This window comes from Pseudovibrio sp. Alg231-02 (assembly GCF_900143565.1).
GTDB lineage: Bacteria > Pseudomonadota > Alphaproteobacteria > Rhizobiales > Stappiaceae > Pseudovibrio.
The window spans coordinates 71,345-96,676 of the sequence record NZ_FREX01000009.1; the positions used below are offsets into that span (position 1 = coordinate 71,345).

24 protein-coding genes and 1 tRNA gene are annotated in these 25,332 nt (G+C 50.2%); 3 read left to right on the forward strand and 22 right to left on the reverse strand.

Annotation, left to right across the window (positions count from 1 at the left end; translation table 11 throughout):
* Positions 1-7 precede the first annotated feature (7 nt).
* From DHN43_RS20895 to rplU, 10 genes are all read right to left on the reverse strand, one after another.
* Positions 8-586, reverse strand: a complete 579-nt coding sequence (locus tag DHN43_RS20895; RefSeq protein ID WP_108819902.1) for a GNAT family N-acetyltransferase — start codon at positions 584-586, stop codon at positions 8-10.
* A complete protein-coding gene (locus DHN43_RS20900; RefSeq protein ID WP_108819903.1) occupies positions 586-1,170 on the reverse strand; it encodes a GNAT family N-acetyltransferase in 585 nt (194 codons plus the stop codon). Before DHN43_RS20900 ends, DHN43_RS20895 begins: the two co-directional genes overlap by 1 nt.
* Positions 1,171-1,175: 5 nt before the next feature.
* On the reverse strand, positions 1,176-1,724 hold the full coding sequence (locus tag DHN43_RS20905) for a GNAT family N-acetyltransferase (RefSeq protein WP_108819904.1): 549 nt from the start codon (positions 1,722-1,724) through the stop codon (positions 1,176-1,178).
* Between the two features lies 1 nt (position 1,725).
* Positions 1,726-2,286, reverse strand: coding sequence for a GNAT family N-acetyltransferase (locus tag DHN43_RS20910; RefSeq protein WP_108819905.1), 561 nt, complete (start codon positions 2,284-2,286; stop codon positions 1,726-1,728).
* Positions 2,283-2,849: a GNAT family N-acetyltransferase gene (locus tag DHN43_RS20915; RefSeq protein WP_108819906.1), complete on the reverse strand. Its 567-nt coding sequence runs from the start codon at positions 2,847-2,849 to the stop codon at positions 2,283-2,285. The genes DHN43_RS20910 and DHN43_RS20915 overlap by 4 nt, the downstream gene beginning before the upstream one ends.
* Positions 2,846-3,412, reverse strand: a complete 567-nt coding sequence (locus tag DHN43_RS20920; protein WP_108819907.1) for a GNAT family N-acetyltransferase — start codon at positions 3,410-3,412, stop codon at positions 2,846-2,848. The genes DHN43_RS20915 and DHN43_RS20920 overlap by 4 nt, the downstream gene beginning before the upstream one ends.
* On the reverse strand, positions 3,409-3,999 hold the full coding sequence (locus tag DHN43_RS20925; RefSeq protein WP_108819908.1) for a GNAT family N-acetyltransferase: 591 nt from the start codon (positions 3,997-3,999) through the stop codon (positions 3,409-3,411). Before DHN43_RS20925 ends, DHN43_RS20920 begins: the two co-directional genes overlap by 4 nt.
* Positions 4,000-4,233: 234 nt before the next feature.
* Complete coding sequence (locus tag DHN43_RS20930) at positions 4,234-4,839, reverse strand: GNAT family N-acetyltransferase (RefSeq protein ID WP_057461575.1); 606 nt, start codon at positions 4,837-4,839, stop codon at positions 4,234-4,236.
* A 156-nt stretch (positions 4,840-4,995) separates the two neighbouring features.
* Positions 4,996-5,265: a 50S ribosomal protein L27 gene (rpmA, locus tag DHN43_RS20935; RefSeq protein WP_057461576.1), complete on the reverse strand. Its 270-nt coding sequence runs from the start codon at positions 5,263-5,265 to the stop codon at positions 4,996-4,998.
* Positions 5,266-5,311: 46 nt separating this feature from the next.
* Entirely contained in the window at positions 5,312-5,887 is a 576-nt protein-coding gene (gene rplU, locus DHN43_RS20940; RefSeq protein WP_057461735.1) for a 50S ribosomal protein L21, read from the reverse strand.
* Positions 5,888-6,471: 584 nt separating this feature from the next.
* Here rplU and DHN43_RS20945 point away from each other — a divergent pair.
* A complete protein-coding gene (locus tag DHN43_RS20945; protein ID WP_208981647.1) occupies positions 6,472-8,466 on the forward strand; it encodes a methyl-accepting chemotaxis protein in 1,995 nt (664 codons plus the stop codon).
* Positions 8,467-8,633: 167 nt separating this feature from the next.
* Positions 8,634-8,723 (forward strand) — tRNA-Ser (locus DHN43_RS20950).
* Between the two features lie 127 nt (positions 8,724-8,850).
* On the opposite strand, the gene DHN43_RS20955 is transcribed toward DHN43_RS20950, so the two are convergent.
* The 11 genes from DHN43_RS20955 to DHN43_RS21005 all read right to left on the reverse strand — a co-directional run bounded on the left by DHN43_RS20955 (position 8,851) and on the right by DHN43_RS21005 (position 22,431).
* The gene (locus DHN43_RS20955) at positions 8,851-9,879 is read right to left on the reverse strand and encodes a tyrosine-type recombinase/integrase (protein ID WP_108819909.1); all 1,029 of its coding nucleotides are present in this window, start codon (positions 9,877-9,879) and stop codon (positions 8,851-8,853) included.
* Positions 9,880-9,971: 92 nt separating this feature from the next.
* Entirely contained in the window at positions 9,972-10,397 is a 426-nt protein-coding gene (locus DHN43_RS20960) for a helix-turn-helix domain-containing protein (RefSeq protein WP_108819910.1), read from the reverse strand.
* A gap of 10 nt (positions 10,398-10,407) precedes the next feature.
* The gene (locus DHN43_RS20965; RefSeq protein ID WP_108819911.1) at positions 10,408-10,623 is read right to left on the reverse strand and encodes a helix-turn-helix domain-containing protein; all 216 of its coding nucleotides are present in this window, start codon (positions 10,621-10,623) and stop codon (positions 10,408-10,410) included.
* An 81-nt stretch (positions 10,624-10,704) separates the two neighbouring features.
* Positions 10,705-11,523, reverse strand: a complete 819-nt coding sequence (locus DHN43_RS20970) for a hypothetical protein (protein ID WP_108819912.1) — start codon at positions 11,521-11,523, stop codon at positions 10,705-10,707.
* Positions 11,524-12,744, reverse strand: coding sequence for a hypothetical protein (locus tag DHN43_RS20975; RefSeq protein ID WP_108819913.1), 1,221 nt, complete (start codon positions 12,742-12,744; stop codon positions 11,524-11,526).
* Positions 12,745-13,010: 266 nt separating this feature from the next.
* A complete protein-coding gene (locus DHN43_RS20980; RefSeq protein ID WP_108819914.1) occupies positions 13,011-16,145 on the reverse strand; it encodes a type I restriction endonuclease subunit R in 3,135 nt (1,044 codons plus the stop codon).
* Between the two features lie 5 nt (positions 16,146-16,150).
* A complete protein-coding gene (locus DHN43_RS20985; protein ID WP_108819915.1) occupies positions 16,151-17,164 on the reverse strand; it encodes an SIR2 family protein in 1,014 nt (337 codons plus the stop codon).
* Position 17,165: 1 nt separating this feature from the next.
* Positions 17,166-18,599, reverse strand: a complete 1,434-nt coding sequence (locus DHN43_RS20990) for a restriction endonuclease subunit S (RefSeq protein WP_108819916.1) — start codon at positions 18,597-18,599, stop codon at positions 17,166-17,168.
* The gene (locus DHN43_RS20995) at positions 18,589-20,268 is read right to left on the reverse strand and encodes a class I SAM-dependent DNA methyltransferase (protein WP_108819917.1); all 1,680 of its coding nucleotides are present in this window, start codon (positions 20,266-20,268) and stop codon (positions 18,589-18,591) included. The genes DHN43_RS20990 and DHN43_RS20995 overlap by 11 nt, the downstream gene beginning before the upstream one ends.
* A 203-nt stretch (positions 20,269-20,471) precedes the next feature.
* Entirely contained in the window at positions 20,472-21,650 is a 1,179-nt protein-coding gene (locus DHN43_RS21000) for a tyrosine-type recombinase/integrase (protein ID WP_108819918.1), read from the reverse strand.
* A gap of 175 nt (positions 21,651-21,825) precedes the next feature.
* On the reverse strand, positions 21,826-22,431 hold the full coding sequence (locus tag DHN43_RS21005) for a class I SAM-dependent methyltransferase (RefSeq protein ID WP_208995539.1): 606 nt from the start codon (positions 22,429-22,431) through the stop codon (positions 21,826-21,828).
* A 188-nt stretch (positions 22,432-22,619) separates the two neighbouring features.
* Here DHN43_RS21005 and DHN43_RS21010 point away from each other — a divergent pair, with 188 nt between their 5' ends.
* On the forward strand, positions 22,620-23,816 hold the full coding sequence (locus DHN43_RS21010) for a Gfo/Idh/MocA family protein (protein WP_108819919.1): 1,197 nt from the start codon (positions 22,620-22,622) through the stop codon (positions 23,814-23,816).
* A gap of 43 nt (positions 23,817-23,859) precedes the next feature.
* Here DHN43_RS21010 and DHN43_RS21015 read toward each other — a convergent pair whose 3' ends face one another.
* Positions 23,860-25,305 (reverse strand): uracil-xanthine permease family protein, encoded by a 1,446-nt coding sequence (locus DHN43_RS21015; RefSeq protein WP_063299439.1) that lies wholly within the window; start codon positions 25,303-25,305, stop codon positions 23,860-23,862.
* Positions 25,306-25,332 lie beyond the last annotated feature (27 nt).

Consider the following 25,332-nt stretch of genomic DNA (forward strand, 5'->3'; position numbering starts at 1 on the left):
TCATTACTCACGATTTTTTGTCTGAATTAGTCAGCCGAAGAAAGTCATTTCGGGCTATTTGAAGTTGGATCTCATCGAGCTCCACATTTCCCCGCGCGCGGCAGACGTGCTTGGCCTCACCAGTAATCTTGAAACCCATCTTGGTCAGCACCTGCATGGAGGCCGGGTTCTCCTTGAACACTCCGGTCCGCACCACATGCAGCGACCGCGCTTCAAACAGATAATCAAGAACAACACGCAAAGCCTCACTCATCAGTCCTTTGCCCCAATGCTCACGCCCAAGCCAGTAGCCAACGCTCGCAGCTCCATGCAATTCCTTCGCTTTAAAACCACCACAAAACTGCTCATCAAGCTCAATTGCCCAGGTCACACTCTCAGCTGTGTTGTTGGCAAGCGCCTGCTCAATATAATCCCGCCCATCCACTTCCAAAAACGGATGCGGTTGACTGCTCAGCGACTTGGAGACTTCAAAATCCCCTAGGTATGCACAAAGCCTCTCCAAATCCTCAGGCCGCATCTCGCGCAAGACTAGGCGCTCGCTGCGTAGAACGGGGAAGGTTGTGTAAGTGCTGTTTCGTTGTTTCATCACAGCAATTCTTTATCTTTAAAAGGCGAATGTTCGTCACTTGCCGTCCGGAACTGGTCAATGGAAACTTTCAAAAACTCCTCTTCCAGCTCCTCACCGCCCCTCGCATTGCTGGTATTGGTGCGTAGCCCTTTGGTAACGAAACCAACTTTCTGCAACACACGCAAAGAAGCTGGATTGCAACGAAACGCGCCAGTTTGCAGTGTTTCGAGGCCTCGTTTTTGGAACAGATAAGTCAGGGCTAAATGCAGCGCCTCACTCATCAGCCCTTTGCCCCAATGAGGTTTGCCAAGCCAATATCCGATGCCAGCATGAGTGGTCAGGTAGTTTGCTTTGAAGTAACCGCAGAACTGCCCTTCATGCTCAATTGCCCAATGGATCTCCTCTGTCAGATCGCCGCCCATTGTTTGTGCCAAGTACTGCTGCCCGTCCTCAAGGGAGAATGGATGCGGTGGGCTACAGAGCATCCTCGCTACGTCATAATCACTTAGATACTCAGTAAGCCTCTCCAAATCCTCAGACCGCATCTCCCGCAAGACTAGTCGCTCGCTGCGTAGAGCCGGGAAGGTGCTTTGGGTTGTCATCGCGCTCAACCTTCCGCTTCTGCTAAGTCCATAAAATCGGCTTTAGGCAATGCAAGCCGGAGATGTGGAACCATGATATCACCGCGCCCTTTAGAGGGGATAGTTTCTTCGCCCACTTTGCTGAAGCCCATCTTATCCAACAAATGAGAGGAGGCAGGATTGTCGGCAAACACACCGGCCTCAAAGTTCGTAACAAAGCGCTGTTCAAATCCGAAACGCAGAACTGTGCGCAGCGCTTCGCTCATGTAACCACGCCCCCAATAAGGCTCACCCATCCAATAACCGGTCCAGCCTGTACCATCCTCAAACTTTGCCCAGATGCAACCGACAAGGCCAGTCCCATCGTCAATGGCCCATAACACAACACTGTCAGGATCATTGGTTTTGCCGCGATGTATGTAGAACCTGCCAGTCTCTTCTGTAAACGGATGCGGCATGCCAGAGAGCATGCTCGCAATCGCGTAAGAGTTCGCCAGCTGGACAAGGCGATCCAGATCACCGTCTTCAATCATGCGCAATCGAAGACGGTCTGTTTTCAGCTCTGGAAAAGCCATCCTATCTTATCCCCGCCACGGCAAGCTGTGGTTGCTCTGCGTGCTGTGCCAGCTTGAGTTCGAAATTTTGGGTCTCAATTTCGTCGGACTCTCTGGAAGCGCAGGAATGCGTGCAGACGGAGGTTGGAACGAAGCCGTTCTTCATAAGAACGCGGAATGACGCAGGATTCTCCAAAAAAACGCACGCATCAACGTTCTCAACGCAACGTTCATTTTGTAGATAGTTTACAACGGCTTGCACGGCTTCACTCATATAACCCCGCCGCCAGTAGTATTTTCCAAGCGCGTAGCCCAAAGAAGCAGATTTGCCGATCCGGTGTGCACCAATGGACCCGATGAAGCCGGTACCATTATCAATCGCCCAAACCACATCCGAATTCAGATCATTAGAATGACTACGAGTGATAAACTCATGCGCCCACTCATTAGTGATCGGATGCGGAAAGCTGGCAGTCATCCGCGCCACATCAAAATCAGAAAACAGGAACCGCAGCCGAGGATAATCATCCGGCTGAAGTGCTCTTAAAATCAAACGGTTGGTTTGTAATTCCGGAAAAATCATTGCGCTGCCTCCTGCGCTCTGGACTGCTGTGCACTGATAAAATCAAGCGGGGATATGAGGAACTCTTCTGTCGGATAATTGCCCGCGAGGCGTGCTCGACTTCGTCCCTCATTCTGTCCGGTATGAACAAACCCAAGTTTTCGGATTAGTGCCTGAGATCCCGCATTGTCGCTAAAGGCATCGGCAAAGATGGAAGGCAGCTCACGTTCCAGCAGCAAGTAACGGAGAACCTCACTAACTGCCTCATACATAATGCCTTTTTTCCAATGTTCTTCTGCAAGCCAAAAGGCGAGTTCAGGTTTTCTGGAAAGGTGGCCAGCACCAACGCCACCAACCACTTCCCCCTGCAGCTCAACGGCCCAGTTCACTCCATGACCAAGGTCTCTGGGCATAAACCTTTGCAGAAAGACCTCAGCATCCGCTTTGGTATAAGGATACGGAGCACTCGCCAGCATTCGCGTAACATTTTGATTTTGCAGCAGTTCCAGAATGCGAGGCGCATCCGTCTCTTTCCATTCCCGAAGTGTCAGACTGGCTGTTCTCAAACGAGGAAAAGTGGTCATTGTGCTGCCTCCTGCACTCTGAGCTGTTGTGCTGCGATGAAATCAAGCGGGGATATGGCGAACTCTTCTGTAGGATAAGTGCCAGCCAGACGAGCTAGACTGCTCCCCATTCCTTGCCCGGTATGAACAAAACCAAGCTTACGCATCAGCGCTTGCGATCCCTTGTTATCGCTGAATGCATCCGCAATGATTTTGGGGAGTTCGCGTTCAAGAAGAAGGTAGCGCAAAGCTTCGCTAGCGGCCTCAAACATAATGCCTTTTTGCCAATGTTCTTCAGCAAGCCACCAACCCATGTCTGGTGTTTTATCAAGCGGCCCGGCACCAATACCACCAACCACTTCTCCTTTAAGCTCGACTGCCCAATTCAAAACCTCATTTAGATTGTGAGGCATAGCCTTATGCAAAAAGGCTTCGGCATTTGCCTTTGTAAAGGGATGTGGCTTGGAGGTTAGCATGCGTGTAATATTCTGATTTTGAAAGAGTTTTAGCGCGCGAGGTGCATCCGTTTCTCGCCATTCTCGCAGTGTCAAGCTGGTCGTTCTGAAACGAGGAAAGGTGGTCATAGCGCTGCTCCCATCATCACATGCGCATCACCATGCAACGCCTCAAACCGATCCCGCGGCAAATGCATGATGATATTCTCAACGTCTTGTTGCAAAGGTTTAGAGTGCCGAAGGCAAACACCAGCAGGCTCAAAGCCTAGCTTTTTCAATACCTTCTGAGAGGAATAGTTCGTCGCAAACACACGAGCGGCGAAGGTGTCACATGCAGCGCGCGCAAAGCCCCAATGCAGCGCAGCAACACATGCTTCAGTGATATACCCTTGGCCATGTGCGGCTTCGGAAAGCCAATAGCCAATGGTTGGCAGTTCCGGGAACTCTTTGAGATCACCGGGTTTTTGGACTTCAACGCCGCCTATAAGCTGTCCGTTACAGTCGATGGCAAACGGAAATGAGTCCGTTTTAGCATTTGCAAGGCACGCCTGTTCTATAAAGGCTTCGGCTTCCATCATGGTTGGAGGCCACGTTAACCCGGTGAGCCAGCGTGCTATTTCATAGTTAGAAGGTCCGATCTCCCAAAAACGAGGGAGATCGTCAGATTGGAATGGGCGCAGTTGCAGCCTTTGGGTATCTATAGTTGTGGTGAGCATTGTAAAAGGCCTTGTAAATCAAACTCATATTTCTCTAATCGTTCGTTGGAGTAGGTAAGTGAGGGTAAAACGCAGCAAGGCCTCGATGACCCGGATTGCAGACAGAGCGACTGCATCAGGATCAGGTTAAAGCCTGCTGGTTTTGTGTGGTTGAGGGTAAGCCGTTACAGCCAAACAACAATCACGCTGCCGGAAGCAGGTTGCTGTCACTGCAACCCGCTGATCTGGCATCACTTAACCAGCAGAGCCCCATCGCGTATTCGCGATCCATTGGCTGCGGGTCAGTGTAAAGCGTGTGGCATCCACCACGGCCATAGCGCCGAGAGAATGCAGCTTTGTCGTTCCGTCCTGCTTAAAGCCGCACTTGGTCAGCACGCGGTGCGAGGCAGGATTGCTCACGCGACAAGAAGCGGAGAGCTCCTTAACGCCGTTAGCAAACGCGAATTCGATAACAGACTGAACAGCTTCTGTCGCATATCCCTGGTTCCAGAATGGCTCGCCCACCCAATAACCCAGGTGCACAGCACCAAAGTCTTCGGCAAGCGGGTTGAAACCGATAGCGCCAATAATACGGCCAGTGTTCTTCATGCGGATCGCGAACGTCGCCTGAGATGGCAACTGCACATCACACCGTTTCACGAGCGCTTTAGCGTCTTCATACGTGAAGGGATGCGGCATGTTCGTCAGTTTCTCAGCGATCCGACGGTTGTTGGCTAAAAACAGGATGTCAGCCAAATCATCCTTGCGCGCTCGGTCGATGACAAGACGCGCGGTGTCCTGCGGCGACCCGGCCGCAACGCAACTGCTTTCTTCTGGGATTTCTTCGTATTCAACTACCATGGTTTTAACTCCGGTCTACTGCCCATCCCACTGGACAAAGAAAAAGGGAAGATGGCGTCCCATCTCCCCTTTTTCTGATCTTTCGATCTGAACCGGATTTTTCCAAATCCGTCGGGGTCTGATGAGACGCCGACGATTTGGATTATCACGTCAGCGTTACTCGGCGGCGAGTGCCACCGGCATCACATTAATAAATGTTCGGCCATTGCGTTTTTCTTCGAATGCAACTTTGCCTTCGACGGTCGCAAAGATGGTGTGATCTTTACCAATGCCAACACCTGCGCCTGGGTGCCACTTCGTGCCACGCTGACGTGCAATGATGTTGCCAGGAATCACGGCTTCGCCACCGAACTTCTTGATACCAAGGCGACGACCAGCTGAGTCGCGACCGTTGCGGGATGAACCGCCAGCTTTTTTATGAGCCATAACGAAGTACTCCTCGTTTAATCTCTAGGACAGAAACTTGCGCGAATTACTTCGCTGCGAGTTCCTTAGCCTGTGCAACCCAGTTATCACGTTCGAAGCGGCCTTTAGTGCCAGTTTCTTCTTCAACGCGGGCGATGTCTTCAGCAGAAAGAGCTGCGATCTGTGCGTAGGTAGAGATACCTGCAGCATTCAGCTTTTTCTCAATTGCTGGGCCAAGACCCTGCAATTTTTTCAGATCGTCGGAGCCTTCAGCAGCTGGTGCAGCGGCAGCTTTCTTAGGAGCAGCGGCTTTTTTAGCTGGCTTAGCGCCACTGGTCAGGATGTCGGTGATTTTCACAGTAGTGAAAGCCTGACGGTGACCATTACGACGACGGGAGTTCTGACGACGACGTTTTTTGAAGATGATGATCTTACGATCACGACCCTGCTCAACAACCTCAGCTACAACAGAAGCGCCTTCAACGGTTGGTGCACCAATGGTGGTTTCAGCATCTGAACCAACCATGAGAACTTCGTCAAAAGTTACTGTTTCACCAGCTTCGGCAGAAACTTTTTCGATCTTCAGAAGATCGTCAGCAGCAACAGTGTACTGTTTACCGCCTGTTTTGATGACTGCGAACATGCGCATGTCCTTCTTATCTAAGCGCACCCTTTGGCGTCGCAGCAAACTGCGAACTTTGTCGACCGTTTCCTTTATGCTCTAGGAACGTCCCGTTTCGGGGAGATCGACCGCAAACTCTGGAAAAAACCAGAAGGCGGTTTCGATGTCTTGCCTCGGACAGCGCGAAAACACGGGTTTCCCCGCAATTTATGAGCTGCTGGAATATACGCAGGCATTCTGGAATGTCAACGCAGAATCTCGCCAATTATATTAGAAATACGAGAGGTGAGATTTATGTCACGAATACTCAACTGTCAAAGAACGCTCCTTCATCGGAGTGATTCGCGCTATGGTTGCGCTGTCAGATTTATACCTACGATCTAATTGTTACGTCCAAATACCTATTACGCTGCGTTTTAAGGTTCATTCTATGATTGTTTTAAGGATCGATAAACCTTCGCCAGCCAACAATAGCGCAAAGAGATTTGTGCATGTTCCATACAAGTGCTTAGGGGAGAAATGAGCGCCGAATATGGAATGTATGTGACAATCTCGCGATCATTATCATCCAATGAATTAAACCGCATACGTGCGGGGGGCATAAAATGCGCATTCCAAAGTTCGCCTGGATATACTCCGTCGTAACTAGAGTTACAGCTCTTGGGTTGTTGCCGATACTTGTGCTGGGTGGGGCGTTGATTTCCCTCTCCCAAATGAACAGCCAGAATGCTGAGTTTCAAAAAAATACGCAGACCTACAACCAGCTGATGCAAAACGCTCAGGCGATTAGTGCAGCAGTAGATCGTATGCGCGCAATTGGTGGGGAGTTTTTGCTTCATCCAAAAGCAGAGGCATCTGACATTGCAGCAGATGCTCGTGAGCGCGTTGTTGTATTGGTAGAAGAAACACGTGAACTGAATGTTTCAGGCATTGAGGACGAACTCTACGATAACCTGGAAGGCTATGCCTACGGGTTTTCGGAGACGTTTGGCGCAGTGGTTGAAGCGACACTAGAGCGTGGAACCAGCTCAGATGGAGGTCTCATTTCAGTCCTTCAGGGGGCTAGTTCCACAATGCAGCTCGAAATTAATAAGGCACGCCGGAAACTGAACGTCAGCAAAGATACTCATCGTGTCGCTGGTTTGCTAAAAGATCTTCAGGCCATGGAATGGACCATTGGCGTTGACGGGTATGAAATTGAAAAGAGTACCTTCAAAAGCCGCATCGAGCAGTTTGGCATGGTCATTCAAACAGCGAAAATGCCAGAAGAAACATCTCAGGTAGTGAGCGAGCTCTGGGCAACCTACACAGAGACGCTGGAGCAGATTGAAACTCTGAATGCTGACATTCAGGAGGAGATGGTCTTCGCTCTGGAGCAACTGGACGAGATGATCCCGGCTGCGCAACAACTCAACGATTTTGGTGCGGCTGGTGAAGCGGAAGCAACTGCACTTCATAATGAGGCATCAGCGGCAAGCATGCAGCGCTTCTTGTTGCAAGCTGGCGCCATGGGCATTATCGGTCTGATGATTGCGGGTTACATTGCATGGCGCATCTCTCGCCCGCTGGCGAACCTGCATACGGCCATGGGCGTTCTGGCAAAAGGGGACGTCTCAATCAATATCGAAGGCACTAAAGGCCGGGATGAGTTCGCGAAAATGGCGAAGATTCTGGAAGTTTTCCGTGCCAACGCTATTGAGCGAAATCAGCTGAACGATGAGCGCGATGAAGATAACAAGCGTCGTCAGGAACGTGAGCAGAAAGTTGCTCTTCTGGTGCGAGAGTTTGAAAAAGCAGCAACGGCCGCAGGCGATGGCTTTAACTCCGCGATCCAGTCTTTGCATGAAGCCTCCTTCGCTTTGAATGTCACTGTCGAAAGTGTCTCTGATAAAGCTGGCAAAGCAGGTGATGCGGTCAGCCATGCATCAACATCAGTGGCAACTGTGGCATCTGCCAGTGAGGAAATGTCTCTTTCCATTAAGGAAGTCGCGTCTGAAGCGGTGAACTCCAAAGACGTTGCCGATGAAGTCGGTGGGCTTGTCATCAACACGTCCAAGACAATTCAGGAGCTGGCTGAAACTGCATCCCGTATTGGAAAAGTTGTTAGCCTGATCAAGGATATCGCAGACCAGACCAACCTTCTTGCTCTCAACGCCACCATTGAGGCGGCGCGTGCTGGCGAGATGGGCAAAGGCTTTGCGGTTGTGGCTTCTGAGGTGAAACATCTGGCAAACCAGACCACCACGGCAACGGAAGAAATCTCGCAACAGATCCATGCGATCCAGCAGGTGTCTACTGATGCTGTTGGCTCCATCGAAAAAGTGACGAGCATGATGGAGAAGCTATCCACCAGCTCTTCAGCAGTGGCAGCAGCTGTAGAACAGCAGTCTGTAACTGTTGGCGAAATCGCGCGTTCTGTGACCGATGCTTCTGATCAGTCTCGTATTGGTGAGTCCGAAATGGGGGAAGTTGCTAGCACTATCGAAAACTCCACCAAAACGGCAGAAGACATCAACAATCAGGCAGACAGCATCTCTGAAGAAGCTGATCAGTTTAACCGCTCGATCAAAGCCTTCCTTGAAAACGTTCAAGCCGCATAACTCTCCAGAAATGGACAGTCATTTCAACGCAGTGGGTTCGCTCACTGCGTTTTTTATTAGCAGGTGACACGTGAGCTGTGAGTTATCTGCGGCATAGCCGTCGCAGGGCTTGCCGAAGGGAAAGCTTCTTTATATGGTCCCGCAATCCTCACCACGAGGATCAATTAGGAGAGTTGCCGGAGTGGTCGAACGGGGCGGTCTCGAAAACCGTTGAGCACGCAAGTGTTCCGAGGGTTCGAATCCCTCACTCTCCGCCACATATGATATTTAAGATATTGATTATATTGGCATTATTTTGATTCTTGATTTTATGTTCCCACATTCGTTCCCACGCGAAAGAGTTGCTTCACTGCCTGTTTTATTTGGGTAATAGGCCTCTTCATTTCATTCATCAGGTTTTCGTCCTGTAATTAGTTCTCGTTGCCGTTCACGGCTGATCTGGCCATAGCTTTGCAGGGTCGTCAAAACAGAGGTATGACCTAGGTTCTGGGAATTTGCTACTAGCTCGGCGATAGAGGTTGATGAGTTTGCGGCATGGCGCGCCAACATATGACGGAAAGAATGCGGGCCGAAGGTTGGCAAACTTGCTTGGGAGAACGCGTCATTCACTATTTTGCGGACGGGCTCTGTGCTTCTCCATGGACGGCGCTTGAAACCATCAGCTTTGAAGCCCGTATTAGCTTGTGCGATGATGGCTGTGGCCGGGAATAGTGGATCATCGGGCCCAAAGAGCATTTCCTGGTCAAGGTGCCTGATCCATTGGGCTAAAACAGATTCTGCTTCTTCAAAGTTCTTCATGAAAAAGGTGTCGATGCTCTTGCCGAACTTGGTTGCGACCTCGCGCGGGTTCTGTGTAATTGAACGTTCCACCAGATCGACGTGTTTGACCCTTAATGAAATCAGAGCGGCTACGCGAATACCTGTTAGGCAAAGCAGGGCAAAAACGGCCTTGTCACGGAGTTCGCATGGGGTTCTATCTGGAAGCAAGGACAAGGCGTGTTTGGCTTGATTGATGCTGGGCGCAGGGCGCGGGGGTGCCGCGCGCGCCTCTGCTTCGTCACGGCGGGAGAGCTTAAAGTAGTCGGCGTCTGATGGTTTGATCCGACTGCGAAAGCCATCTTGCTGAGATAACCAAAGTACAAACTCGCGTAATGTTGCTAAAATCGCCCGCGTTGTAGACTTGCCCAATGGCTTGCCAGTGGTGCTTTTGAACTGCTCTAGAAAAGTGCGAAATTCCATGGCCCATTCGATATGGAATCGAGCGAAATCCTTGCGCCCATTCCAGACGTCGAAACGTTCTAATGCAGACAGTTCTTTATCGAGTGATTTCTCTGAGAGCTGCCGCGCAAATTTTCGGTAGTCTAAAAATTGGCGCTTGATCCGCTCATTTTGTTCATTAGGCCGCCTGCTCATGTCTATCTCCTGTGGGTCGCTAAATCGGTGACTCAAAACCTGACAATCGGCCTAGGCGCGAAGTGGAAGAACAAGGGGAGCAGTGTCCACCACTATAATGCGGTCTCATGCCGCTTGATTGTAAGGTCAAGAGTCTGCGCGATTTCGGGAATACTCGCCTCTGCTATGGGCTTAGAAAGCACCGTTTCGCAGACTTCGCAGAGTGCGGTAAGCATGGCCCGTCTTCCTTTGATGTTGCAATCTGCAATCCTGCCTGCGGCCTGTTGTGGCTGTCTGCAACGGACACAATAAAATTCATCTGAGGCTGTTTTAGCTTTCCTACCCTGACGCTGGGCCTTGATGAAGTCTAATAGGTCGTCACCACGTACCAACGCCGGACGCTCCTTGTCCATGATCGCCAGACCTTTGGCCACCCAACTGCGAACGGTGCGTGGTGAGACGCCGGTGACCCCCGCCGCCTCGTTGATGGTGTAGGTGCGGAAGGATTTGATCCCTCTCAGGCGCGCTTGCTTTGGCATGTCGCATCCTTCACGCGCCTGGCGTTTGCTGGTTCTTCTTCAACCATGTGCGCAAGGCCTCAATTGTGATCAGACGGCGGGTGCCGATCTTGACGCTTACGAGGTCGCCAGAAGATAGTGCAGCGTAGAGCGTGGTGCGCCCAATGCTGCATAGGCGCGCAGCTTCATTTGGCGAAACTGCCAGAACTTGTGCCGCTTGCGTGATGAGTTCGATTGATTCCGTCATTGCCCATACTCCTTTGTTTGGGTATGGGCGAACGATGGCGGATTAAACTTGGACAGAAACAGGCCGAAGGTTCTTATTCAGTTATTCACCAGCTCGCGCTTTGGTCACGTAGCTCTTGATAGATGGCAGTGAAGGCATTTTATCAATCGTGTCTCGGCTGTTAAGGATTGACTGAATGGCTTGGGCTTCCTCATTGCGCCCCAGCAATGCGGAGCCATCCTCTATTCGCGACTGGATAAGGGGCTCGAGAATACCTTTGTATCGGTTGGGTGCCCCGCCTGGGTTCTTTCGTGGAACTTCCACAATCTCGCGTGGATCGGAGAGTACGGAAAATCCAGACTGATCAGGTGCCAATCCGATCACATCAGAAAGCAGGACCGTTTTTGTGTTTGGGAGTGGTAAGGTGCCTGCTGCCGTCAGAACCAAACTGTATGGCGTGGAAACCTCACGGGCGAGCGCTGACAAAACCGCCATAGCGTCTTTTTCGTCTAGTAAGGTAGGGTGGAGGTAAAGTGAAATGTCTCCTCCTTCTGATGGTAAAGCACCAATGCGCCAAGTTTCACCGTGCACTGGGGAGGATTTGCAGCGCTTGCAGCCAAAAGCATTTGCTAGGCCTGAAACAACGGCCTGCAGATCAGTATACAAACCTGTAAGAGATGCGCGTTCAGGCTCTAAGAATCCAAGCGTTGGGCAAAAATATCCGTATCTATTCGTGTCAAACACGAGTTCGGCGTCATGTGGCCAATCGCATTCCTCGCACACCACGGACTGCACAAATCCCATTTCGCGAATGTAGCCATGGCGTAGCAGTTCAGGAAAGCCAGGCCGTTCTCTAAACGTGAATGCCGAGGCCTTTGCTCCCAGCGCTATGACTTCACTGAGTAGCTCAATGGCGACCAATCAACTCTCCCCAAGCCCATCACCCTCTTGCGTACGTGGAGCAAGAAGCCCCCAGCGTTCCAAAAGAGAAAATGCAAACTGCCGATCCTGCTCTGTCTTGTTCGGTAGCGTTGTTGTGTTAGGTGTCCGCAGCGTGACCGTTAATGTACGTCGCCGCTTTCCCTCTGTCGCAGCCAGGATAATTCGCAGCGTTGCACCAGTGATTTGCCAGCCCGCAGCTTTCAGCGGGGAGGTGTTGCCAAATCGTCTTTCCAAAAACTGGTAGATGGTTTCATCTTCTCCACGCCTTTCCATGTGCATGAAGCCTCCTCCAGTTGAAAAGAAGTTAAGCGATGAAACTTCAATGCGGTCGATCCCGTCAGCAGGTTCAACGTCGAAGTCTGGAGCGCTTCGTAGAATGTTCAGCATGACATCGCGGCGCGGAGTTTCAATCGGCGTGGCTGATTGTGGAGCAAAATTTTTGGCAAAGGCATTCGCGTAATCGTCGCGAATGCGCTTTCCCCCTTTAGCGCAGATTTCGACGATCCGCTCTTTCGCGTCGCAAGCGATCCCAACTTCCAGAACTTTTTGGACCGTCTGCCTTTCGAGCGTTTCAGATGCACCAAATGCCAATTCACTCTCTGGTCGTTCCTCCACATAGATTGTGGCCTGGATTATTTCCGTTTCTTCCCCGGTGATTGAGTTTATCCGAATGGATTTATACCAATCAGCTTCACGTTTACGGTGATCTGGCAGATCGAGAATCTTTATTGCATCTGCCAGAAAGACCTCGCGCGCGCGTTCGTCGTCTAGGGTCCAAGGTTTTCCATCGTCCTCAAATTGAAACGCGGACCATTGCTTGCCGCCGGTCTTTCGCATCAGAGACGATTGTGCCGCAATTCTGTCAATTATCTCGGGGTGATCTACAGCAAGCATCAATAGAATATCTTGAAGCCCTTCAAAGCCTTCCAGCTCGATGCCATGCCCAGCGCAAACCTGTTCCGCACTCACCAGACAGCTCTTATTCGCCAAGCTGGCAAGATGATCCAACTCAGCTTTCAAATTGTCTTGTTTCCGGTCTGGCAAACTGTCAAGTAGCTCTTCGATTGATAGGACCAATGCGCCACCGCGTCCGCTGCTTGTCCAATCAAAACTTTCAGGAACGATAACGCTTCGCGCCTCAAAAAAGCGCATCAGTCTTTGTGAGGGCGACTTGCGAATAAAGCCGCTGAAACTGCCCATATTTAGTGCCCTGTGTGAAATACTTAAGTAAATATAGTATTCACCGGCGTTCAGTGCAACTCGTACGCGTGCGGGATGTGTAAAACTTACGCTACGGCATCTATACTAAGCTTATGCGAGTGCTCATAGCATCCGATACGTTCCAACCGGCACCCACAGGGGAATAGATCAACCCTCAAAGCGTTTAACTTGAAAGCAGCTATCCACCCTAGGGCGCACTCAAATTGCGTATCGTTTTTGCCAAGTTCAGAGCTTCGGCCCTGCTGTTAGGCCACATAGTCGAATTCTGCGCTCCAGTTTTCACTCAACGCCTCAGCCTGTTTCAGGCACAATTCAATAGCTTCATCGGCCCTATCAGGCGGATACCGCCATTTTCTCAGCGCTCGTCGAACAAGATTGCGAAGTTTTGCTCTAACGTTATCACGAACCTGCCAATCCACAGTGGTACTCTTCCTGAGTTGTGCCGTGACGTATTTCGCGAGTTCCCTAAGATTGTTATCGCCAAGCTCTTTCACTGCTGATTCATTTTGAATAAGAGCGCGATAGAAGGCTATTTCATCTGGGTTCAAACCGGACTTTGCAGCCAGATCTGCATCTTCGGCCATATCTTTAGCCATCTTAATCAGCTCTTCGATTACCTGAGCAGTTTCAATTGCACGGTTATGGTACTTGCGCAGTGTCTCCAGAATCCGGTCAGAGTATTTCTTCTCTGACACAACATCAGTTTTCATTCGTGCTTTTACTTCGTCGCGTAGCAGGCGCTCCAGCAAGTCAACGGCTAGGTTTTTTTCCTTTAAATTCGCCACATCTTCCATGAATTCAGGCGACAGCAATCCAATATTTGGCTTATCCAGCCCAACCAGTTTGAAGATATCATCTACGCCTTCAGCAACAATTGCGTTGTCAATAATCTGTTTCAGAGCGGAGTTCTTCTCTTCATCCGTTCTGCGCTTATCGACGGTTGTGAATTTGGCAATGGCGTTCTTGATGGCACTTAGAAAGGCGATTTCCTTTTTAAGCGGCGCAACTTCATCCAAGGTGCTGCACAGTGTATAGGCCTTGCTGATAGCGGCCATAACATCAAGAAAACGCTTCTTGCCGTCCAGTTTTTCACCATCTCCTTTGGCCGCTAGGATGTGGTTCATTGCTCCAGGCAGCAGCTGCAAGGCCTTGTCTTCAAAAGCGCTGTAATCGAAGCCATGCAGAATACCGCGAACCACGTCCATTTTCTCCAGCAAGATGGCATAGGCTTCATGGGTATCATGGGTCGGCTTACCCTTACCGTTTGACCCCGTGTATGCTTTCAAGGCTTGTTTCAGCTCACTGGCGATACCAATGTAATCGACCACCAGCCCGCCAGGCTTGTCTTTGAACACTCGATTGACGCGAGCGATGGCCTGCATCAAATTGTGCCCCTTCATGGGCTTATCGATGTACATGGTATGGCAGTTGGGCGCATCAAAGCCTGTTAGCCACATGTCTCGCACGATCACCAGCTGCAAAGGGTCGTTCACGTCCTTAAATCGCTTCTCAAACAGCTTCTTCGTTTCTTTGCTGTAAACGTGTGGGCGCAGCTTCTCTTTGTCCGAGGCAGATCCCGTCATGACGATTTTGATGGCACCCTTGGCCGTATCCTCATCATGCCACTCTGGTTTTAGAGCGACGATAGCATCGTACATATCCACGCAGATTTCGCGGCTCATGCAGACAATCATACCTTTCCCAGGCATGCTTGCGGTACGCTCATCAAAGTGCTCAACTAGGTCTTTGCCAATCTCGGCAATCCTAGCCTCGCTCCCGACAAGTTTTTCTAGGTTTGACCACTGAGATTTGGCTTTCTCACGCGCAGAGACGTCCTCTTCATCTTCGATGACCTCGTCTACGTCATGATTTAGTTTTTCAATCTCGTCTGCATTTATATCCAGCTTGGCCAAACGGGATTCATAGTAGATCGGGACTGTTGCGCCATCATCGACAGCATCTTGAATGTCATAGACTGAAACATAGTCGCCAAAGACGGCGCGTGTATCTTTGTCGCCAACCTCAACAGGCGTTCCGGTGAAACCGATGAAAGACGCGCCCGGCAAGGCATCTCGCATGTGTTTTGAATACCCGAAGGTATACTTGCCGGTTTTTACGTTGAACTTGGCTTTGTCGCCATATTGGCTTCGGTGAGCTTCATCACTCACAACAACAATATTCTTACGCTCACTTAAAACCGGGTGCGCGGTCTCATTACTTTCCAGCGCAAATTTTTGAATAGTGGTAAATATGATCCCGCCAGACTGGCGCGCAGCCAGAATTTCTCGCAGTTCTTCGCGGCCACCAGCTTGACTTGGTGTTTGCTTCAGCGTTTCCGCCGCCATGCCAAAGGTGTCGTAGAGCTGCCCGTCCAAGTCATTGCGATCTGTTACAACGACGATTGTGGGGTTATTCATATCCGGCTGAGCCAGCAGCTTACCCGCATAGCACACCATAGAGATCGATTTACCAGACCCCTGGGTATGCCAAACAACACCGGCTTTACCTGCATTCTCGCCTTGCACTTTCGTTGCTGAGACGGTGGCGTCTACCGCCGCTCGAACTGCGTGGAACTGATGATAGCCCGCAATCTTCTTGATGGTGACATCGCCGTCTTGTTCAAACAAAACAAAGTGGTGGATGTAGTCTAATAGTAACTCAGGCTGGAAGAAGCCTTTAACCAGCGTCTCTAAAGCATATTCAAAGTGCGGCCTGTCTTTTTCATGGGCGACAGTGCGCCATGCCATAAACCGCTCTTTGTTTGCGGTAAGTGATCCCACACGCGCATTTATGCCATCGCTGACAACCAAGGCCTCATTGAAAGCAAAGAGATCCGGGAGTTCTTCCTTGTAGGTCTGCAGCTGTTGATAGGCAGACCATATATCTGCATTTTTGTCCGCAGGGTTTTTCAACTCCAATACCGAAACAGGCAGGCCATTGATAAACACAATCACATCGGGGCGGCGGTTCCCTTTCGATCCGGTAATCGTGTATTGATTGACAACAAGGAACTGGTTGTTGTTGGCTCTGTCAAAATCAATCAAGCGAACGTAGTCGGTTTTCTCTTCACCGGAGGCATCCTTGAACGTGACTTTCACACCTTCCAACAAATACTGATGGAATGCCTTGTTGTTCTTAATCAGGATTGGTGTTTCTGGCTTTGCCAGATGGTGACCAACTTGTTCCAGCGTCGCCGATGGAATGTGCGGGTTGATAACTTTGAGACGGTCAATCAAGCGGTCATGCAGGATAATTTGCCGATAATCCGCACGTTCTGAGGCGTTCCCATCCGGTGCAATGTCATAACCGCAGATATAGTCGTATCCAATGGATTGAAACCAATCGAGGCACAGCTGTTCTAGTTGATCTTCGGTTATCATTAACTTTACTCCGCCATTAATGAAAATAAAGATTCAATTGAAATATCGTGCTCATCCTCGGGATACCAAATTGGAAATATATTTGCGTGAGCAAGTTCTTTCTTTCGAGCAATACGATCATCACCTTCTCTTAATTCCAAAAATGCGTAATGTCTTGGTAAATTACTTGATCCATGTTCCTTAACCATTTCAACCATAGACTGAATAGTTCGATCAACATTTAGACTACATCCTAGAAAAATAAGAGACTGGCCAAATAGTATCCGATTAAAGAAGTCTTTAACGTCACTGTTATTGGCGTAAGCTAAATCATATTCATTTTTCAGCAATACTCGCTCGCCCACGAACTCACAGCTTCCGTGTAGCTTTAATAGCAGCCGGCTACCGGTTGCTATTAAACGAGTGACTTCTTTTAGTGTCTTTCCGCTTCTTACCAGATCAAAATTTTGGTTGGCATCACCGAAGACCTGCTCAATGAGACCATCAAAGTTTGTCGTTACGATAGAAGATTTCGGGAACAACCTCGGCAGATAATGTATTGCACCGGAAACCTCTTTCTCTGACTTAAAAACTGACTCTAGTAATTCATTGAAACCTGCCGCAGTCATATCATCATGCAGCTCTTGCGCGGCCTCCTCGTACATTCCATCACCGAGAAGTTTTTTCAAAACCTCTTCGGTCACATGTGACTCATTGCAAGCATCATATAAAAACTTAGTCCAACTTGGGTAGCCGCTGGGCATTGACATGCCAGCGCCAATAAATGGCATCAGCTTTCCATTGTCAAAAGTTCTACGGAGCTGCTCAAAACGGTTTGCGTTATCGTAGCAACCGAGAATCTCTTTGGCTGTTTCCACCAGTCTTTCAGATCGCTGTGTTGACCAATCTTCAAAACTTACCTCATAAGAACGAGGCTCTAATTCTCCCAGTATTCGACTGCGCTGGAATTGTAAGCCGATTATCTCCACATCTCCATCGTCATTCAGTTCGTCATCATAAAGCGACTTCAGAAATTTCATCTCAGCCCCCTTTGACAACTTCAGTTGTTAGTTCACCAGAGAGGAGTTTGGGGAGAAGCGTATCTCTTAGAGAGGCTAATTTGTCTGCCTCTGAACAAGAAATAAAAATTTTATCCATTAGCGGGTTTACTAAATCATTGAAGGCAGCAAGTAGTTCTTTTGAGGGAGCTAGCATTTCTATCGAACGCAACGTTTTTAAAGACAGGTACTTTTGTGTGGTTCCCGCCATTCTGGCTTCCAGATATGCTTTCATTTTTGGAGATTTGAGAAGTAAATAGAAATAATTTCTAAGTTGCTCAACTTCTGAAGTTCGAAAAAGGCCAATATTTTTAATCGCGAAGTTTACTTCAGGTTGTAACACAAAGTAAGACACACCCACTGTGCCGATCATTGTCAGTAAAATATCATACTGTTCAACTCTGCTACGTTTATTTATCTTTCTAAAATCTTCATCGGAAATCAGATACGCGTCTTCAATTTTCAAAACACCCGAAGTTATGTGTTTTGATGTCACCAAAGGATAACCAATCTCTGATTTTTTTGGCGAATCATGAGTGCCATCTCGAACATCCAAAACATCACCAGTCAGCTTTATTGCCCACCCCTGCGGAATCTCACCGAGTTCGGAGTCTTCCATAGCATCAGGGAAGAGGGCGGCGGCGGTGGAGAGGGTTTGGAGCTGTTCGGGGGCGAGCGTGTCGAGATGCTCTGTGGTTTTTCCGGCGAGGGCGGCCATGGCGGCGCGGGTGGGGTCTTCTCCGTTTTCCTTGGCTTTGATTTTCGCGCGGGTGGGATCAAAATCCACAAACCAGCTCTTAAACACCGCCTGCGCCATCTCCTCCAACGTTTGGTTGGTCTGACGGTTGAGGTTCATCTTGCTCGTAGTGTTCATCCAAACATTACGAATAAAGTTGATTTCATTTTCTGGGGGCACAAGAATTGGAACTTCACTCAAAATCGAGGTGTTTAGGTTCGGCATCGTTGCTCCGACAGCACGCCGTGATATCCATTCACGAATTGCTGGATGTGAAAGATAGGCATGAATGTAGCTTGAAGGAACACTGCTATAATCCCCCAGGCTAACCTTCAGGCAACCAGTGCCACATAGCCAGCCGCTTTCCTTCTCTGAAATAAGAGAACACTTTTCAACATCGCCACGTCGGCTATAAACAATGTCCCCTTCTTTAACTAGGTATTTTGCAAGCCTATTTGCATCATCTGTAGTAATTCTAGCAATGTCTTCGGTTGAAATGCCTTCGATAGAAATATTCTTCGGCATAATGGACGGTATGCCAAACTCCACATAATCAGATGCGTGCAATTGGCTACCAAACGGTCCAGTTTGAATGGTTCCCCCTCCGTCGGAACAAAGCTGTCCGAGTGTAGTTAGCTTCCAATGCTCTGGATAAGGGGTAATTGCAGATTCAACACTCATAACCCAACCCCGCTAGGTTCTTTTTAATCGCTGCTTCCAGACGGTCGGATTCTTCAAACTGGCTTTTCAACTGCGCGGTTAGCCTTGCCATTTTCTCGGCGAAGGGTTCGCTGTCTTCCTCCACATCGGCTGCGCCCACATAACGACCGGGGGTGAGGACGTGATCATGTTTTTGGATCTCTTCAAGCCTTGCGGATTTTACAAAGCCTGCGACATCCTCGTAGTTCTCGCCCATCTGCCAATTGTGAAAAGTGCCAGTAACTTTACCTAGGTCGTCCGCTGTAAAGTCCCGCAAGACGCGGTCTTTCATGTAGCCCAAGTTTCGCGCATCGATGAACAGGATCTCACCTTTGCGGTCCCGCAGTTTGCGGCCGCTAGCGGCGATACGCTCGCCTTTGTTCTTGGTGAGAAACCAAATGCAGGCGGGAATTTGGGTGTTGGTAAACAGCTGCCCCGGCAGGGCAACCATGCATTCCACCAGATCTTCTTCTATGAGCCGTTGACGAATTGCGCCCTCGTTGTTGGTGTTGGAACTCATGGAGCCATTGGCAAGCAACAAGCCCAAGGAGCCGTTGGGCGCGAGGTGGTAGAGCATATGCTGCAGCCATGCGAAGTTGGCATTACCTGAGGGCGGCGTGCCGTATCGCCAACGCGGGTCATTTTCACTTACGCCAGTGTCCCATTCCTTCATGTTAAAAGGTGGGTTCGCCATAACGAAGTCAGCGCGCAAATCGGGGTGCTGGTCGTTGGTGTAGGTATTGGCAGGCTCTTTACCGAAATTGAAATCAACACCGCGAATGGCCATGTTCATGGCTGCAAGTTGCCATGTGGTGTGGTTGTATTCCTGCCCGTAAATGGAGACATCACCAATCCGCCCCTTGTGGGCATTGATGAAATGCTCTGACTGCACAAAGAAACCACCCGAGCCCATAGCAGGATCGTAGACCCGGCCTTTGAAAGGCTCCAGCATTTGCACGATCAAGCTAACGATGGATTTAGGCGTGTAAAACTGCCCGCCCTTTTTACCCTCAGCCAGAGCGAACTGTCCTAGCATGTACTCGTAGACATGGCCAAGGATGTCTTTGGAATTCAGGCTGGCGTGTGTAAATGGAATGGTTGCGACAAGGTCTATCAACTCGCCCAGCTTGGCCTGGTCGATTTGCAGGCGGGTGTAGAGCTTGTTGAGGACGCCTTTGAGCTTTGGGTTGTCTGCTTCGATCTGCTCCAGAGCATTGTCGATCAGGTGGCCAACGGAGCTAAACTTTTTCGTGGTCCCATCGGGAAGGGTGAGTTCTGCGCCGCCAATAACGGCTTTGTTGTTGTCTCGCAGGAAGCTCCAACGTGCGGCGGCAGGCACCCAAAAGACGTTGACTTCTGCATAATAATCCCGCTGCTCAAGTTCTTCTAAAAGTTCCGCAGCATACTCTTGTGAATCTTCCCCGTCGTAATCAGCTGGATCGAGATAGTACTCATCATCGGGATTCTTCAGCTGCGCGGTGAGTTCATCCTGACGGATTTGAAAGGTGTCCGAGACGTACTTGAGGAATACGAGACCAAGCACGGTGTGCTTGTACTGTGCCGCATCGAGTGTGGAGCGTAGCTTATCAGCAGCATTCCAGAGCTTTTTCTCTAGGTTTGTGAGAAATTGTTGTTCTTCTTCATTCGTCATTATTCGCCCTCAATCCGGCCTCTATGTCGCTAACGTATAGAAGCTGCGCCTTGTTCATCCCAAGATTCGAAAACCACCCTCGCACGCACTAACACAACCACCAATTGCGAAAGACCACAAATGCAAATGCCTGCTCTCCACATGAGAGCGGTATCATGTCGTGCGGGGTTAATCTGGGGACGGCACGTTTCTGGATAACAAGTCTATTTTGAGATCGCAATGACGTTGGAACCGCTGTTCTCTGGCAATGCAGTAAATGCCCAAGCTGCCATCAGATCACGCCGCTTATCAAAGAGGTCAGATCGTGCATAGGCGGCTTCGGCCTTGTTCTTAATACCATGTGCTAAAGCCGCCTCTATCACCTCGCGCGGAAAGCCTGTGGTTTCACCAGCCCAATCACGGAAGGTGGAGCGGAAGCCATGGACAGTAATGCCGTCACGCTCCATTCGGCGCAGAACGGCCGTCATGCTCATATCGGAAATAGGTTTGCCAGGTTTCGCTTCGCTTTCAAAAACCAAGTTGGCATGGTTGCCTTGTGCACCAAGGAAAGCGATAGCAGCATCTGTAAGCGGAACGCGGTGTTCTTTGCCCGCTTTCATTCGTTCCGCCGGAATAGTCCATACCCGAGTTGCTAAATCGACTTCGCCCCATGTCATGCCGCGCGTTTCACCTGACCTCGCCACAGTTAGAATGGTAAAGCCCAGCGCTCTAGCTGCTACACCTTCACGCTCAGCTAATTCACCCATGAAGTCGGCTATCTGCGCATGGGCCAACGCTGGGTGATGCTTAACAGCGCGAACTTTAGCGGGCTTCGGCAGAAGGTTATCAAGATGCCCGCGCCAGCGCGCAGGATTGTCGCCTGTGCGTATTCCAAGAGCAGAGGCGTAATCAATCACGGCCTCTATCCGTTGGCGCACCCTGTTGGCAGTTTCTGGTTTTTCTGACCAAATAGGCTTGAGCGCGCCGATCACATCAGCGGTCTCCACTTTCGCAACCTGCATTTGTCCAATCTTAGGGAACACATAGGTTTCCAGTGTCGAAGACCACTGCGCAGCATGTTTTGCGTTTTTCCATCCAGAACGCTTGCTTTCGATCAGTTCCAAAGCAGCTTCTTTGAAAGTTTTTGGTTTTGCCTGCTGTTTCTTAGCGATTGGGTCTTCACCTTCGGCAATTAGCCGGCGTGCCTCTGCTGCTCGTTCGCGTGCCATCGCAAGTGTGACATCTGGGAAAGCGCCCAGACCTAGATCGCGTCTGCGACCTTGAACCTGATAGCGCAGCACCCACGAGCGTGAGCCGGACGGCTTTACATAAAGAAACAGACCTCTTCCGTCGCCGTGCCGTCCAGGCTTAGCTGTCTTCACTTTTTGCACGCTTAAGCTCATGCTGTTCCCACATTTGTTCCCACACTAAAGTTAGGTTTAAGACGAACGCATACGAATGGCAATAGATCTCGGTGAATTTAGATAATTGAAAAGCAATAATAATTTAGCTATGGGCGAGTTCTGGTAAATCTTGGTGAACACTGATTATACGGACTCACTCTCCGCCATTTGTTCTTTAGCCTACTTTTTCAATGATCATCGTGAGCCACTTCTCGTTAGGGCTGTAGGGCTTGTTGCTCAGCGTAATGCGGGCATCTCGAAGCTGTAGGTTCGGGACCTGCTGCAGGATGTTGCTGAAGCGGGCTTCGGTCATCATGGAAAAGCGACGCCCGTCATCGCGGTTTACTTCTCCTTCTCCCAATTTGAAAGAAGCAAACAAGGTGCCGCCATTCTTGAGGGCATTGCAGAGATTTGTGAGTGCGAGAGGTAATTCAGAATAAGGAACGTGAAGCAATGAGGCATAGGCCCAGATAGCATCGTAAATCGGCTCGCTGTTGAACTCCTGAAATGTGTTGTGCTGGACATCTATACCGATCAGTTTACTAGCCGATTTTACCATTTCAGCAGATGCATCGAAGGCGTCAACTTCAAAGCCAAGCTGCTTGAAAGCGTAGGCATCACGCCCGGACCCGCATCCCGCATCGAGAACTCGCCCACCTGGCGGCACTCTCTTGAGGAACCGTTGGTAGTGCTCCTCCATGTCCAGATGCAGTGTGCGTTCGATAAAGCTCTCTGCATTCTTCTCGTAATAGGCTCGGGTGGTCTCTGATGAGTTCGGCATAAGACCTTCTGCTCTCCCTTAAGTCAGCAATAGTTCAGCCTGGATTTTGAAACAGTTTCTCTGAAATGACCAACACTTTTGCAAAAGAGCATTTGCAATTACCGATCTCAGACTTAATGATCCTACAGGTTCAGGTGGTGCTGTTGCGCTAACCGATATCTGCGCCTGAGAAATATGGAGAATGCATAATGACCGTCGAAGCTGCTGAGCCACAACAAGTGTTGGATATTCCGAAAAAATTGGGACGTAGGCTGCGTCTGGGAATGATCGGCGGCGGTCAGGGTGCATTCATTGGCGCAGTTCACCGCATCGCATCGCGTTTGGATGATCGCTATGAACTTGTTGCTGGTGCCCTTTCTTCTGATCCAACGCGGGCAAAAGCGTCAGCTGAAGAACTCTATATCTCATCTGATCGTGCCTATACCTCCTTCGAAGAAATGGCAGAAAAAGAACCGCTTCGGGATGATCCGGTTGATGTAGTTGCCATTGTGACGCCTAACCATATGCACTATCCGGCAGCTCGCGCGATGCTCGAGGCTGGTATCCATGTCATCTGCGATAAGCCGATGACAACGACGAGTGAAGAAAGTGAAAAGCTTGTTCAACTGGTTGAGGAAACTGGCAAGCTGTTCCTGTTGACGCATAATTACACCGGCTACCCAATGGTCCGGCAGGCGAAAGCTATGATTGAGGCAGGTGAACTCGGGAAAGTTCGTCTGATTCAAGTGGAGTATCCGCAAGATTGGCTGACTGAGCCGATTGAGCAATCAGGCCAAAAGCAAGCCAGCTGGCGTACTGATCCAAAACGATCCGGAGCAGGCGGCTGTATCGGAGATATCGGCACGCACGCCTACAACCTTGCCTCCTTCGTATCCAGCATGAAAGCAACGGAAGTTTTGGCGGAGCTGACAAGTTTCGTAGAGGGCAGAGCGCTGGATGATGATGTGCAGATGCTGCTGCGCTATGAAAATGGTGCCAAAGGGATGCTGTGGGCGTCTCAGGTTGCCCCGGGTAACGAAAATGGGCTGAGACTGCGTGTTTATGGAGATAAAGGTGGTGTTGAATGGGTGCAGGCTGACCCGAACCATCTGGTTTACTCACCCTATGGGAAGTCAAGCTACCGCATCACACGCGGCGGACCTGATGCAATAGAGGCCGCAAATGCAGTCTCTCGCATTCCAGGCGGTCATCCGGAAGGGTATCTGGAAGCCTTCGCAACAATCTATAACGAGTTTGCTGATGTTTTGGCTGCGCGCATCTTAGGTCAGTCAGAACCCGAGTGCAGTAAACTGCTTCCGACTGTATCTGATGGGCTGGATGGGCTGAACTTTATTGAAACAGCGGTGAAAAGCTCTCAGAATGGCTGTTCATGGCAGAAACTATAAGAGATGCTCCCCTCGCCATAGCAGAACGGCGAGGGGAGTTTCTTTAGGCTTGGGAGCCTGCTGGTTTGAGTGGTGGATCCTCTTGTGAGGCCATGCCGCCTGAAACTTCTTCCGTTGCTTCGGCAGTAAGCTCTTCCGGCAATACAAGATTGAGTACAATCGCGATCAGAGCAGCAGGAAGCAAGCCACTCGTCATCAAAATGCGCAGTGTGTCAGGCAGATACTGAACAGCTTTTGGATCCAGCTGCAAACCAAGGCCGATTGATAACGCAATCGCGAAGATCACCATGTTTCGGCGGTTCCAGTTGACGTCGGAGAGCATGGAGACGCCAGCAGCGACCACCATTCCAAACATAACGATCACACCTCCGCCGAGTACTTCGATAGGAATTGTGCGAATGATCGCTCCAACTTTGGGTATCAGTCCGCACACGATGAGGAATAAAGCTCCAATGGTCACCACGTGGCGGCTCATCACGCCTGTCATGGCAATCAACCCCACATTCTGGCTGAAGGATGTGTTTGGCAAACCACCAAAAACACCGGCTATGGCTGTGCCAAAACCATCAGCGTAGGTAGCCCCCTGGATCTCCTTGTCAGTCGCCTCGCGTCCTGCACCGCCTTTGGTGATGCCAGAGACATCGCCAACAGTTTCAACTGCACTCACAAACGCCATGAGGCAGAAGCCAACCACAGCAGCAAGGCTGAAATCAAAGCCGTAGGCGAACGGCATCGGTAGGGCAAAAGAAGCAGAGCGACCAACGCTTGTGGCAATACCGTCCACGGTCACCATGCCAACCATCATCGCGTAAAGGTATCCTGCAAGGATGCCAATCACCACAGCAGATACAGCTAGGATTCCGCGGGCATAGAACTTCAGGCCAAGCGTGACGAGAATAACAATGAGCGCAGCAGACCAGTTGAGCATACTTCCATACTCAGGCTTGCTAATAGCAGGCACACCACCAGCAGCATACTGAATGCCCACTTTCACCAGCGCCAGACCGATCATGGTTACGACAAGGCCAGTCACCAGCGGTGGTAAAGCAAAGCGAATGCGACCAATGAACATCCCTAGAATGGCATGGAACAAACCACCAATAAGCACGCCTCCAAACAGAGCAGGCAAAGCTTCAACGCCTTTACCTGCAACGAGTGGGATCATGATGGGTATGAAAGCAAAGCTGGTACCTTGCACAATCGGCAAGCGGGCTCCAACTGCTCCCATTCCAATTGTTTGAAAAAGCGTCGCTATTCCGGCAAACAGCATGGACATCTGGATCATGTATGTCATGTCCGGGAAGCCCTGCGCCCCTGCATCAGAGCCAAACCCAAATCCGGCAGCTCCGGCAATAATGATCGCCGGAGTAACGTTTGAGACGAACATGGCAAGCACATGCTGAATGCCAAGTGGTACCGCCTTATGTAAGGCAGGTGTGTAGTTCGGATCACGCAGTTGTTCTGGTGTCCCGATGGAATTGCTGGTCATTTAGTCCCCTCCTACTAATGACGCACA

Coding starts and splice junctions, on each gene's coding strand:
- DHN43_RS20895 (WP_108819902.1), bottom strand. CDS start 586: ATGAAACAACGAAACAGCACTTACACAACCTTCCCCGTTCTACGCAGC.
- DHN43_RS20900 (WP_108819903.1), bottom strand. CDS start 1,170: ATGACAACCCAAAGCACCTTCCCGGCTCTACGCAGCGAGCGACTAGTC.
- DHN43_RS20905 (WP_108819904.1), bottom strand. CDS start 1,724: ATGGCTTTTCCAGAGCTGAAAACAGACCGTCTTCGATTGCGCATGATT.
- DHN43_RS20910 (WP_108819905.1), bottom strand. CDS start 2,286: ATGATTTTTCCGGAATTACAAACCAACCGTTTGATTTTAAGAGCACTT.
- DHN43_RS20915 (WP_108819906.1), bottom strand. CDS start 2,849: ATGACCACTTTTCCTCGTTTGAGAACAGCCAGTCTGACACTTCGGGAA.
- DHN43_RS20920 (WP_108819907.1), bottom strand. CDS start 3,412: ATGACCACCTTTCCTCGTTTCAGAACGACCAGCTTGACACTGCGAGAA.
- DHN43_RS20925 (WP_108819908.1), bottom strand. CDS start 3,999: ATGCTCACCACAACTATAGATACCCAAAGGCTGCAACTGCGCCCATTC.
- DHN43_RS20930 (WP_057461575.1), bottom strand. CDS start 4,839: ATGGTAGTTGAATACGAAGAAATCCCAGAAGAAAGCAGTTGCGTTGCG.
- rpmA (WP_057461576.1), bottom strand. CDS start 5,265: ATGGCTCATAAAAAAGCTGGCGGTTCATCCCGCAACGGTCGCGACTCA.
- rplU (WP_057461735.1), bottom strand. CDS start 5,887: ATGTTCGCAGTCATCAAAACAGGCGGTAAACAGTACACTGTTGCTGCT.
- DHN43_RS20945 (WP_208981647.1), top strand. CDS start 6,472: ATGCGCATTCCAAAGTTCGCCTGGATATACTCCGTCGTAACTAGAGTT.
- DHN43_RS20955 (WP_108819909.1), bottom strand. CDS start 9,879: ATGAGCAGGCGGCCTAATGAACAAAATGAGCGGATCAAGCGCCAATTT.
- DHN43_RS20960 (WP_108819910.1), bottom strand. CDS start 10,397: ATGCCAAAGCAAGCGCGCCTGAGAGGGATCAAATCCTTCCGCACCTAC.
- DHN43_RS20965 (WP_108819911.1), bottom strand. CDS start 10,623: ATGACGGAATCAATCGAACTCATCACGCAAGCGGCACAAGTTCTGGCA.
- DHN43_RS20975 (WP_108819913.1), bottom strand. CDS start 12,744: ATGGGCAGTTTCAGCGGCTTTATTCGCAAGTCGCCCTCACAAAGACTG.
- DHN43_RS20980 (WP_108819914.1), bottom strand. CDS start 16,145: ATGATAACCGAAGATCAACTAGAACAGCTGTGCCTCGATTGGTTTCAA.
- DHN43_RS20985 (WP_108819915.1), bottom strand. CDS start 17,164: ATGAAATTTCTGAAGTCGCTTTATGATGACGAACTGAATGACGATGGA.
- DHN43_RS20990 (WP_108819916.1), bottom strand. CDS start 18,599: ATGAGTGTTGAATCTGCAATTACCCCTTATCCAGAGCATTGGAAGCTA.
- DHN43_RS20995 (WP_108819917.1), bottom strand. CDS start 20,268: ATGACGAATGAAGAAGAACAACAATTTCTCACAAACCTAGAGAAAAAG.
- DHN43_RS21000 (WP_108819918.1), bottom strand. CDS start 21,650: ATGAGCTTAAGCGTGCAAAAAGTGAAGACAGCTAAGCCTGGACGGCAC.
- DHN43_RS21005 (WP_208995539.1), bottom strand. CDS start 22,431: ATGCCGAACTCATCAGAGACCACCCGAGCCTATTACGAGAAGAATGCA.
- DHN43_RS21010 (WP_108819919.1), top strand. CDS start 22,620: ATGACCGTCGAAGCTGCTGAGCCACAACAAGTGTTGGATATTCCGAAA.
- DHN43_RS21015 (WP_063299439.1), bottom strand. CDS start 25,305: ATGACCAGCAATTCCATCGGGACACCAGAACAACTGCGTGATCCGAAC.